We start from the raw sequence: 11764 nt of genomic DNA, 5'->3' as shown, positions 1-11764 counted from the left end.
GGCATCTTTCTCTTTCTTTAGGCCTTTTGAGTATCATCTTTTCTCGATCTCTTAGAGTGGTGGCAGTTATTATGTGGGATCTTATGAAGGAGGGACAAGGTATGAGAAGGGGCGTCGTTATAGCCGCAATATCTACAGTTTTTTGTGCCGGCGTGCTGACCGCAGGACTTGCCGTCGCAGCAGATGATCCAGCCGGTCCCGGTGGCGTCGCGAGTATCGCAGGCAAACAAACCCTAAAAGGGGAGCCGGTCAAGAGCTTGAAGGGGCGCGTCTGGTCACAGTGGGCGGATAACCCGGATAAGGAAATTCTTTTCGGCATTCAATATTGGAATACCGGCGATCCAGCTTCAGGCAACCCCTTTGGTCGCGCATCAAGTGATTTGGACGTGAAACCGCCGGATCCTCTCTTTACCTGCTGCGCGTGGGGCTTTACGGGTGGACCAGAGAAAAACAATCCCTATTCTGGCTGGTATCATGCTGCCACCACGGTTCGTCTGAACGTGAAGGACAAGGCGTTGATGGACCAAATTATTAAGGCCTCCCAGGACCTCGTCGCAATGGAGGTCACGCTGGACGGACGGACCATCACCGGGTTCAAGGTGCTCAAAGAAGATTAGGGTTCAGCACGTTGCCGATTTCGATTCATTATTCATTCATAGATCCTGGTAAGGAGGGTGCAATTATGACACAGAGGAAGGGATGGGCGTTTGTCGCCGCCATGGCTCTTGTCGCCGGCATGGCCACGACCGCCCTTGCAATCGAAGCATTTCAGGAACGGTTCGAGTGGGGAGACATGAGCAAGCCGACCACGTTGCAAGGCCGGGTGATCATCCTCGATCCATACGATGAAGCCGTGTGGATTAATGTCGCAGTTTTCGGGGGGAATGCCGAAAGTGGATATTTCTGGCAGAAAGTCCATCCTGGAAAGAATCTCAAGTTCTATGCTTCCAACAAGGAAGTCTTCGATCAGTTGAAGTCAATGGCGCGTCCGCATGCAGGACCTGCTGCGGCGAAAGAAGTGCCGCCAGGCTCACCGACGACACTTGTCGAGTTTACGGCACAAGAAGTTGAGCAGAATCGGCGCGTCATTTCATCCGTGAAGAAGCTGCCGGAAGTCGCGGGCGAACCGAGCCAGCCCCGAAGCATTTCGGCTCTTCGGACAAAGGACTGCGAAGGCAAGGGGGAGTATGATGCAGCGTGTTATAAAGGGAAGCAGGAGCTGAATACGACTCCCAAGGGCGAGAAGACTCTCCCTATGCAATACGATGTGTTACTTCCTGGTGGAAAGCCCGCTGCCGGCCTGATCCCATGGACGGCTACGTATAACGAAGGAAAGGGCGCAAGCAGCAGCCACTAATTTGTTAGAACGGGCGTGTGAAAAAGGCGGTGGCTCAGAAGGCCACCGCCTTTTTTATTGTGCGGAGTTTTCTATTCGGCGCTGAAGGTCGGCAAGGCGATTGAGCGCTTCCAATGGCGTCATAGAAAAGAGGTCCATCTGCCGGACCTCCTCGATCATAGGGTGAGGCGTGGGGAGTGTCGGATCGGGCAATCGTCGGTCGACGTTGGCGTCTGTCCGCATCTGGAGCGAGTTCGACGAGGGTGTGTGTGCAGACTCTAATTGGTCCAATACTTCCCTTGCTCGAATGATGATGGCAGAGGGCAACCCCGCTAATTGAGCCACATGGATCCCATAACTACGATCAGCGCCGCCCGGGACAATCTTTCTAAGAAAGAGCACCCGTTCATCTTGCTCCTTCACTAAGACGGTGTAGTTCTTGGCGCCTGCCCGGTGTTCAGCTAACTCAGTCATCTCATGGTAATGCGTTGCGAATAAGGTACGCGCACCAAGATGACTGGGATCCAAGATGTACTCCGCAACCGCCCATGCGATGCTCAACCCGTCATAGGTGCTTGTGCCTCGGCCAATCTCATCAAGGATAATGAGACTGCGTGAAGTGGCGCAGTTGAGGATTTGAGCGGTTTCTGTCATCTCTACCATAAACGTACTTAGGCCGCCGGCCAGATTATCGCTTGCTCCGACGCGGGTAAAAATTCGATCGACCACCCCAATCTCTGCGCGATGGGCCGGGACAAAGCTTCCAATTTGTGCGAGGAGAACAATGAGCGCAGTTTGCCGGAGATAGGTGCTTTTGCCGGCCATGTTCGGACCCGTTAACACTACCAACCGATCGTTCTGCAAATCCAGAAAGGTGTCGTTGGGAATAAATCCTCCAGACAAGCTTAGCTGTTCCACGACAGGATGCCGCCCTTCCAGAATCCGAATGGTTCCTTCTTCATGAAGCACGGGGCGAACGTAGCGATGGAGGGCGGCAGATTCAGCGAAGCCGGCAAGCACGTCAAGCACGGCCAGAATGGATCCCATGGCTTGTAACCGATGCGACTCCTTTGCCAACTGTGCGCGGATTTGCTCGAACAGGTCTTGCTCCATAGCGATGAGCTTGAGATCTGAGCCCGTCACGCGTTCTTCGAGTTCCTTTAGTTCTGCCGTGGTAAATCGTTCGGCATTCGCCAGTGTTTGCTTTCTAAAGTAACGGTCGGGGACCCTGGCCGCGTTTGCTTTGGTGACCTCGATGTAATATCCGAAGACTTGATTGAATCGAATTTTCAACGACTCGATTCCCGTGAGTTCGCGCTCCTGAAGTTCTAATCTGGCGATCCAGTGCTTCCCTTCCCTGCAGGTCTGGCGAAGTTCGTCGAGGCTGCCATGGTACCCGTCTTGAATGATCCCCCCTTCTCGGATTGTCGTCGGCGCGTCGGGTAGAATGCTGCGCTCTATCAGCGCACGCACATCGGTGAGATCATCCCATCCTTGAAGGAGTTGCTGAAGCAATGGTGCATTGAAGGAAGACAGTGAAGCGCGTAACTGTGGTAGCACCACTAGCGATTGCTTCAGGGCCAGCACTTCTCGAGGTGTGGCGGCGCCCATTGTGATGCGGCTACTCAGGCGCATCAGATCTTGTACGCTTCGGAGCGCCGTTCTGGTATGCGCCCGGGCCGGCAGCTCCTTCATCAGTTGGTCTACCGCTTCGTGGCGCGCCTGAATGGCAGCGGGGTGCAGTAAGGGCCGTACAATCCATTCTCGTAAGAGTCGACTGCCCATGGCCGTCACGGTCTTTTCCAAGACGGCGAGCAGCGTCGCATCCTGTCGATCTTCGGATAAAGACTTCAGCAATTCCAGATTCCGAATGGTGGCGGTATCTAAATGCATGGCGTGATGGCTGTGTCGGACCTGTAGCCGTGCAATATGGCTCAAATTCGCCGTCGGCTGCGTAGTGCGCACATAGCGCATGACAGCCCCGGCCGCTTGAATTGCCAGACTCAGTCCGCGGCATCCAAACCCATCCAGGGACGCGACGCCGAAATGCTCGTGCAGAAGGCGTTGCGCATCAGTGAAGTCAAATGTCGCCGGATCCTGAGGGCAGAGTCGTGCGCCGCGAATGGCTTGCAGGCAAGATTGCACGGACGAAGCCAGGTTGGAAGAGTATAGCAGCTCACGCGGTTCTATACGATACAGTTCATCCTGCAAGTCGACCGAAGCGGCCTCTCCAGAGAGCTCCATAACCCAAAACTGCCCTGTCGAGGCATCAAGCGCCGCAAGTCCAAACTGTGGCGCAAACATCTGTTGGATAGGGTGGATAGGAGACGCAATGGCTACCAAAAACAGCGATTCCGATAGTGGCAGCAGTTCGCTATCCGTCAACGTTCCCGGTGTGTAGAGGCGCACGACTTCCCGTCTGACAAGACCTTTGGCTGATTTTGGATCTTCGACTTGATCGCAGAGCGCAACCGTTCGACCGGCTTTGAGTAACTTGGCAATATAGTTCATTGCTGCGTGGTGCGGCACACCGCACAGCGGAACGGGCTTGGCGCTGGATTTGTCGCGGGAGGTCAGCGCGATATTAAGTAACCGGGAGGCAATCTCTGCGTCTTCATAAAACATTTCATAGAAGTCGCCGACGCGAAAGAACACAATGGCATCGTGATAGGTATGCTTGACATCCCGGTATTGACGCATCAAGGGAGAGAGATCGCTCTCAGTCATTCTGCAGTTCCTCCTCAGAGGGATTCGCCGGCGGAGGGGAAAGTTTACCAAGGGATTCGCGTAGTTCTTCTAAGTCAGCTTCCGCTTCTTGCAAGGCCTTCGTCTTGCGTCTCAACTCAATGCGTCCACGGACCAATGCCGGGAAGAGTAGGATTGAAGCGACAAGAAGGCCGATGGCGAAGGCGCTGAGGATAGGTTTGTAGATAGGCGTGGAAACCGATAATTGACCGAAGAAATAGCGGAGCGTAACCTCCTGCTCCTGGTTGTGCAGGAAAAAAGAGAGCGACAGCAACAACAATATTCCAACCAAGACAAGTCTGATCATGGTTTTTGGGGCTCATCCATCATGGCATGCACAGATCCTTTGATAGGCAGCAGTAGACCCATCCTCTTCCGCTAGACGCTTTCGCACCTTGAATACAGCCACCCGGTACTCGATCGCCCGATTCTCCTGATAGAGGCCATTAGTGAAGGAATCCACATCACTTTCATGCTGTGTATCACCCAGTTGAGGGGGAGGCCGGCGGTGGTGACGGCTTGCCGAATTGTAATTGACCGGCGTGGCCGAATATACGCGTTAATGCTTCGTATGCGCGTAGTCCTGTGGTTGTGATCATGATCGTTCGTTCCGTGGGACTCTGATGAGCAAACCGTATTTCAGCGCGATCCAGTGGAAGTTCGTTGCCCGCTCGTTCGGCCCATTCGACGGCGACGACAGTCCGTCCATCAAAATACTCCTCCAACCCCAGATGCGGCAGGGTCTGGAGAGAATCAAGTCGGTAGAGGTCGGCATGTGCCAAAGGGAGGCGGCCTTGATACTCATGGATCAGGACAAACGTCGGGCTACTGACTGTGCGCGGGGCTGCTCCTAGTCCTGCGGCGATTCCTCGGATCAATGCTGTTTTTCCTGTTCCGACTTCTCCATACAAGGCGAACACCTCTCCGCCTTGCAAACCGTTTCCAATCATGTGGCCGAGACGTTCAGTGTCAGCGGTAGACCGTGACACCATGGACCATGAATGAGGTGTGGGGATGGATTCTCGAGTGGCTGGAGTGTTCATTTCAGATGTATTGATGATGGTGAGCGGTGATGCTTATGCATGGCCGTCTGTTTCAGCGCAAAGGGAATGCGGGCAATTAAGTCCTCGGCGAGCATCCCGGCTTGGCCCAATTCGCTGGCTGCTAGATCGCCGGCCAACCCGTGTACATAGGTCCCGGCGCATGCCGCATCCCAGGGGCTCAACTGCTGCGCCAACAAACCGACAATGATACCGGTCAATGCGTCTCCCGTACCCGCGGTCGCCATCCCGGGATTGCCGGTCGGGCAGATCGCCACCTGGCCGTCCGGTCTTGCCACGATGGTGCGCGCCCCTTTTAAGACCAGAATGACCCCATGTTGCTCGGCAAAACGGGTTGCCGTCCCGATTCGATCCGCATTCACTGCGTGCGCATTTGTTTTTTCGAGTCGTGCCATTTCGCCGGGATGAGGCGTTAAGACCGGGCAAGTCTTGCACGTGTTGAGGATCAAGGTTTTTTCACTGACCGCGTTTAAGCCGTCCGCGTCCAGGACAAATGGTTTTTCCAACCGCCTCAACAGCGCTTGTATGAGCCTGCTGGTGTCGGGGTGAGTCGTTAATCCAGGCCCGATGGCCACGGCGCTTCGAGCATTGGCGAAAGAGACAAGCTGTTCTAAACCCGAGGAGGCCAAACTCTTCGCTTCCGTTTCAGGCATGGGAACAGTCATGGCCTCCAGTACTTTCGCTTCCAGTACTGGATTTACGCTGGCCGGTGTGGCCACGGTGACAAGACCGGTTCCAATCCTGAGTGCTGCGGTGGTAGTCATGGCTGCTGCGCCGCTTTTTCCGATGGAGCCTGCGATAATCGCAGCATGCCCGTATGTCCCTTTGTGCGCTGATGGTAAGCGAGGGGGAAGCACCTCGCGAACGCGTTCGGATGTAATCAACGAGACGCGGCTTTCAACAGCGCCAGTATAGGAGGGCGGAATTCCAATGTCGACGATGCACACGTTCCCCGCATGATCGATGCCTTCTCCCAGGTAGAGTCCTATCTTGGGCAACCCGAATGTGACGGTCAGCGAAGCCCGCACCGCCGCCCCTAAGACGGCGCCCGTGTCAGCATGAATTCCTGAAGGGAGATCGAGCGCCACCACAGGGCACTGCGTCTCCGCGCTGATTTCGTTCAGTAGATCGATGGCGGTCTTATAGGCGCCGGAAACCGGTGATGCGAGTCCCGTTCCAAAGATGGCATCAACGGCGAGATCGGCGGATTGAAGCTGGAATCGCACGCGGTCGATATTCGGGCTCGCATGGACCGATGCGGAACCGGCCGCCGGGACAAACCGTCGATACATCCGAGCGGCATCGCCCTGCAGATCTTTGGCGTGTGCCATGAGAAGGACGGATGGACGTGCGCGTTTACGCCGAAGCAAGCGGGCCACGACGAACCCATCCCCGCCGTTGTTGCCCTTTCCGCACAAGATCGTCACGCGCTTATTTACGAGGGGACCATATGTCTGCTCCATGGCCGTGACGGCGGCCGTGCCCGCATGTTCCATCAGTGTCAGGCCGGGGATATGCGCTTCCGTGATCGTGCGGCGGTCCAGAGCCTGCATTTGGGCGGCTGTCACGATCTTCATGGGGCCGGGTGTCGAATCAACGGTTGGTGGTAACGACGCTACTGAGTTTCGTCCGTGAGGATGACTTCGGCAATCGCGTAGTCCCCGTCATGTGAAAGACTCACATAAATACGGGTGACTCCCGCCTGTCGCACCAACACGCCTGTGCGACCTTGGACGGTTGCCACTGGCCTTCCGCCGACTTCGTTCAGCACCTGAATGTCCTGCCAACTTACGCCGGCGGACCATCCGGTACCCAGGGCTTTGAGCATTGCTTCCTTCGCGGCAAATCGCCCGGCGAGTGAGGCGTAAGGCCAGGCGCGGCCGAAACTGGCTCGCCGTTCGTCTTCCGTGTAGACGCGCTGAAGGAACCGGTCTTGCCACCGTCGCGCAATGGCTTCAACGCGGGCAATTTTGACGAGGTCTAATCCGACTCCGATGATCGACATAGCAGCACGAGATCAGTTCAAGAGGTGTTTCATTTCACGTACGGCTTGGTCCAAGCCCACGAAGACAGCACGCGAGATAATACTATGGCCGATGTTGTACTCGACGATTTCAGGAATTTGCGTCAGCCGTTTCACGTTGCGATAGGTGAGCCCATGGCCGGCACTAACCCCCATGCCAAATTTGTAGGCAAGCTTGGCGGCTTGGGCGACAGATTCCAATGCCGACTGTTCCTCTTTCAAGAGACGCGCATTTGCATAGCGGCCGGTATGGAGTTCGACATAATCGGCGGCAATTTTGTGCGCCGCTTTGATTTGGTCAAGGTCTGGTTCAATGAAGAGACTCACGGGGATTCCACTGTCATGGAGCAGGTCAACCAATGTTTTGAGCCGTTCGCGTTGTCCAGCCACCTCGAGGCCGCCTTCTGTGGTCAATTCCTGTCGCCGCTCCGGCACCAAGGTGACGAGATGCGGTTTGACGCTGAGGGCAATTTTGACCATGGCTTCGTCCGCCGCGATCTCCAAATCGAGTTTCGTCTGAAGGGTTTGCCTCAAAATGGCAAGATCCCGATCCTGAATATGTCGCCGGTCCTCGCGAAGATGTACGACGAGTCCGTCCGCCCCGGCGAGTTCGACAAGGACCGCGGCTGCAATAGGGTCCGGTTCATTGCCTCCCCTGGCCTGACGCAGGGTCGCCACGTGATCGATATTGACTCCAAGCCTCGGCATCCTGTTACGATTCCTCCTGTGTTTGCATAAACTTAGCGGCATTATGGCAAAAACAAAGAAGTGTGACAAGCGCGAAGGCCGAGCCATCGAGTGTTATTCTGCCGGATACCACATTGATGGTGTAGGCACGTGTTCGGAATCTCTTTCGAAAGAAGCTGATTCTTCAACTGCAGAATAAATTGACTGAATTTACCGTGCTGCATTACAATTGTGACCACTCTTCATGTGATGAGCACGGCTCAGGTACCGTGGATCCGATTTATTGAGGAATCGTGCAGGAATTTTATCGCCTAAAACGGCTTCCACCATATGTATTTGCGCAAGTCCAAGCGCTGAAACTCGAGGCGCGGCATCGTGGCGAGGACATCATCGATTTTGGTATGGGGAATCCCGACCAGCCGACCCCGTCCCACATTGTCGATAAACTTATCGAGGTGGCCCGGAACAGCAAGAATCATCGCTACTCTGCTTCGCGAGGGATCACGCGCCTTCGTCATGCCATCACGGGTTGGTACAAGCGCAACTATGATGTAGACCTCGATCCGGAGACAGAGGCCATTGTGACGATCGGATCCAAGGAAGGGATCGCGCATTTGGCTTTGGCCACTGTTGGGCCGGGCGATGTGGTCTTAACCCCGACGCCGACGTATCCTATCCATATGTATAGCGTGATCATCGCCGGTGGAGAGGTGCGTGGGATCGAGTTGAGGCAGGACAGTGATTTTTTCGACGACCTCATGCGGGTCTATCGACAAACACAACCGCGGCCCCGTATTTTGATTCTTAATTTCCCGCATAATCCCACCACCGCCGTCGTCGACTTGGAGTTTTTCAAGAAAGTTGTCGCGTTTGCCAAAGAGCACAACGTCATCGTGGTGCATGATCTGGCCTATGCCGATATTGTCTTTGATGGATATCGCGCGCCGAGCTTGCTTCAAGTCCCGGAAGCGAAAGATATCGGCGTCGAGTTTTACACGCTCTCGAAGAGCTATAACATGCCGGGATGGCGTGTCGGTTTCTGTGTCGGAAATCGTGAAGTGATCGGCGCCTTAGCGAAGATCAAAAGCTACCTCGACTATGGGATCTTTCAGCCGATCCAGATCGCCAGCATCATCGCGCTCAATGGCCCGCAAGATTGCGTGAAGGACACGGTGACACGCTATCAGCGCCGCCGCGATGTGCTGGTCGGCGGGCTGAATCGTATCGGGTGGTCGGTGCAAAAACCCCGTGCGACCATGTTCGTCTGGGCAAAAATCCCTCTTCCTTATCGTGGGATGGGATCGCTTGAATTCTCAAAGATGCTGCTACGGGACGCGAAGGTGGCCGTGTCGCCGGGTATTGGATTCGGCGAAGGCGGGGATGAGTACGTCCGTTTCGGCCTCGTGGAGAACGAGCATCGGACGCGGCAGGCAGTCCGTGGGATCAAGAAAGCGCTCAAGCTGGATGGGCCCGAGTCATGAAGAAGTCCTCGATCTCCGTCGGCATGGTGGGGTTTGGAACGGTCGGCGCCGGCGTGGCGAAGATTCTGCAGAATAACGCCCATCTCATTCGGCGTCGAGTCGGCGTTCCGATAGAGTTGGTTCGAATCGCCGATTTGGATACGACACGAGATCGGGGCGTACGGCTGCCCGCAGGCGTCCTGACTGCGGACCTCCGGCAGGTTCTGGACGATCCCTCCATTGATATCGTGTTGGAATTGATCGGCGGCTACGAGACGGCCAAGCGCCTGATTGTGGAAGCGATGGCGAAAGGCAAACACGTGGTGACCGCCAATAAGGCATTGCTGGCGGTTCATGGCGAGGAGATTTTCGACATCGCGGCTCGCCATCGGGTCGATCTGGGATTCGAAGCGAGTGTCGGTGGCGGCATTCCGGTGATCCGTGCGTTGACGCAGGGGTTTGCCGCCAATGCCCTCCTGTCGATGTACGGCATTATCAACGGAACCTCGAACTATATCTTGAGCCGCATGACGCGTGAAGGCCAGAATTTTCAAGCCGTGCTGGCCGATGCGCAACGAGCCGGCTACGCTGAAGCCGATCCGACATTTGATGTGGCGGGCATCGACTCCGCCCACAAGCTCACGATTATGGTGACCCTGGCTTATGGAGCGCCGGTCAATTTCAAAGAAATCTACACCGAAGGTATCACGCACCTCACGCCGCTTGACATCGCCTATGCCCGCGAGTTCGGCTACACCATCAAGCTGCTGGGCATTGCGAAATGGCAGGAAAACGACATTGAAGCAAGGGTCCACCCGACCATGATTCCCACGGGCTCCCCGGTCGCACAGGTGGACGGGGTCTATAATGCGATTCAACTAGTCGGTGATGCGGTAGGGGACATTGTCCTCTATGGGCAAGGCGCAGGGTCATTGCCAACGGGCAGCGCGGTTGTCAGCGATGTCATTGACCTTGCTCGCAATCTGTTGGTCGGTGCCTCAGGGCGGGTGCCGGTAGCGTCGTTTCAGCAAGATCAGCGTCGGCCCCTCAGAATCCGACCGATGGAAGAAATCACCTCGTTGTATTATCTTCGCTTCATGGTCGTCGACCGTCCCGGAGTGCTGTCGCATATTGCCGGCGTGTTGGGGCAACATGGGATTAGCATTTCTTCGGTTATTCAGAAGGGGCGGAAGGAAGGTCAAACCGTACCCGTGGTTATCATGACACACACGGCCAGAGAGCGGGATGTGCAATCGGCGTTGCATGAGATCAATCGCATGCCGTTTATCTCCGAGCCCACCACCTTAATCCGCGTCGAGGGGCACGACGAGTAATCCCATGCGCCCCTTCATGTTGGCTTGTCTTGACCCGACTGTGGTGTTGCACCCATGATCCGCTGGCGCGGGGTCATCGAGGAATATCGGAAATTTCTCCCGATCACGGAGAAGACGCCTATCGTGACGTTGAGTGAAGGCAATACGCCGCTCATTCACGCCAGGCGGCTTGCAAAGCAAATCGCGCCCGGCATCGAGCTGTATTTAAAGTTCGAAGGTGCGAATCCAACAGGATCGTTTAAAGATCGCGGGATGACGATGGCCATTTCCAAGGCCGTCGAAGCCGGGGCTCGGGCCGTCATCTGTGCATCAACCGGCAACACGTCGGCCTCTGCAGCCGCCTATGGCGCGCACGCAGGACTCGATGTGTACGTCCTCATTCCAGCCGGAAAAATTGCACTGGGAAAACTGTCCCAGGCCATGATGCATCAGGCCACCGTCATTCAAATTGAAGGTAATTTCGATCAAGCGTTGAAGATCGTGAAGGATATTGCGGAAAGCCACAACATCGAGCTGGTAAACTCCATCAATCCCTACCGGATCGAGGGTCAGAAGACCGCGGCGATGGAAATCTGCGATCAACTTGGTCACGCTCCCGTGACGCACGTCTTACCGGTCGGCAATGCCGGTAACATTACTGCCTATTGGAAGGGATATAAAGAATATCGTACTGCCGGCCAAATCGATCGGTTACCGCGCATGATGGGATTTCAAGCGGCTGGGGCCGCGCCCATTGTCCACGGCCGCATCGTGGACGATCCGCAAACGGTGGCGACGGCCATCAGAATCGGCAATCCGGCCAGTTGGAAAGGGGCGCTGCAAGCTCTCGAAGAGTCCTCAGGTGCCATCGATCTGGTGACGGACGAGGAAATTCTGGAAGCGTACCGTCTTGTGGCCGCGCTCGAGGGGGTGTTCTGCGAACCGGCATCTGCAGCATCGGTAGCCGGTGTGATGAAGCTGCAACGTGCTCGCGCACTGCGCGACGGCGAAACGGTCGTCTGTACCTTGACGGGGCACGGTCTTAAAGATCCTGATACGGCGATCTCAGTGTCACATCAACCGCGGACCGTCCAAGCGACTCGTGAGGACGTGGCACGTGTTTTGAGCAGGTGAATTAG

At 55.8% G+C, this 11764-nt stretch carries 11 protein-coding genes; 5 read left to right on the top strand and 6 right to left on the bottom strand.

Translation table 11 applies throughout. The features are described 5' to 3' along the window. The first annotated feature begins 101 nt into the window (after positions 1–101). Positions 102–617 carry a hypothetical protein gene (locus tag ACWHYZ_RS21995; RefSeq protein WP_447984802.1) on the top strand — a complete coding sequence of 172 codons (516 nt, stop codon included), beginning with the start codon at positions 102–104 and terminating at the stop codon, positions 615–617. Between the two features lie 65 nt (positions 618–682). Then, positions 683–1357 carry a hypothetical protein gene (locus ACWHYZ_RS21990; RefSeq protein WP_447984801.1) on the top strand — a complete coding sequence of 225 codons (675 nt, stop codon included), beginning with the start codon at positions 683–685 and terminating at the stop codon, positions 1355–1357. A 54-nt stretch (positions 1358–1411) separates the two neighbouring features. On the opposite strand, the gene mutS is transcribed toward ACWHYZ_RS21990, so the two are convergent. The 6 genes from mutS to ACWHYZ_RS21960 all read right to left on the bottom strand — a co-directional run bounded on the left by mutS (position 1412) and on the right by ACWHYZ_RS21960 (position 7873). Next, positions 1412–4063 (bottom strand): DNA mismatch repair protein MutS, encoded by a 2652-nt coding sequence (mutS, locus tag ACWHYZ_RS21985; protein WP_447984800.1) that lies wholly within the window; start codon positions 4061–4063, stop codon positions 1412–1414. Beyond that, on the bottom strand, positions 4056–4388 hold the full coding sequence (locus tag ACWHYZ_RS21980) for a LapA family protein (RefSeq protein ID WP_447984799.1): 333 nt from the start codon (positions 4386–4388) through the stop codon (positions 4056–4058). Before ACWHYZ_RS21980 ends, mutS begins: the two co-directional genes overlap by 8 nt. Before the next feature lie 175 nt (positions 4389–4563). Next, positions 4564–5073 carry a tRNA (adenosine(37)-N6)-threonylcarbamoyltransferase complex ATPase subunit type 1 TsaE gene (gene tsaE, locus ACWHYZ_RS21975; protein ID WP_447984798.1) on the bottom strand — a complete coding sequence of 170 codons (510 nt, stop codon included), beginning with the start codon at positions 5071–5073 and terminating at the stop codon, positions 4564–4566. A gap of 47 nt (positions 5074–5120) precedes the next feature. Then, entirely contained in the window at positions 5121–6719 is a 1599-nt protein-coding gene (locus ACWHYZ_RS21970) for an NAD(P)H-hydrate dehydratase (RefSeq protein ID WP_447984797.1), read from the bottom strand. Between the two features lie 38 nt (positions 6720–6757). Further along, on the bottom strand, positions 6758–7147 hold the full coding sequence (gene acpS, locus ACWHYZ_RS21965) for a holo-ACP synthase (RefSeq protein WP_447984796.1): 390 nt from the start codon (positions 7145–7147) through the stop codon (positions 6758–6760). A gap of 12 nt (positions 7148–7159) precedes the next feature. Then, a complete protein-coding gene (locus tag ACWHYZ_RS21960) occupies positions 7160–7873 on the bottom strand; it encodes a pyridoxine 5'-phosphate synthase (RefSeq protein ID WP_447984795.1) in 714 nt (237 codons plus the stop codon). A 272-nt stretch (positions 7874–8145) separates the two neighbouring features. On the opposite strand from ACWHYZ_RS21960, the gene alaC reads away from it, so the two are divergent. Genes alaC through thrC form a run of 3 tightly spaced genes read left to right on the top strand, consistent with a single transcriptional unit; the run spans position 8146 to position 11759 of the window. Beyond that, entirely contained in the window at positions 8146–9333 is a 1188-nt protein-coding gene (alaC, locus tag ACWHYZ_RS21955; protein ID WP_447984794.1) for an alanine transaminase, read from the top strand. Continuing rightward, entirely contained in the window at positions 9330–10646 is a 1317-nt protein-coding gene (locus tag ACWHYZ_RS21950) for a homoserine dehydrogenase (RefSeq protein ID WP_447984793.1), read from the top strand. Before alaC ends, ACWHYZ_RS21950 begins: the two co-directional genes overlap by 4 nt. Positions 10647–10700: 54 nt before the next feature. Then, positions 10701–11759, top strand: a complete 1059-nt coding sequence (gene thrC, locus ACWHYZ_RS21945; RefSeq protein WP_447984792.1) for a threonine synthase — start codon at positions 10701–10703, stop codon at positions 11757–11759. Positions 11760–11764: the final 5 nt, after the last annotated feature.

This window comes from Nitrospira sp. Nam74, from assembly GCF_965152615.1.
The sequence above is the reverse complement of the archived record's forward strand: the minus strand, read 5'-3'. Positions and strand labels throughout refer to the sequence as shown.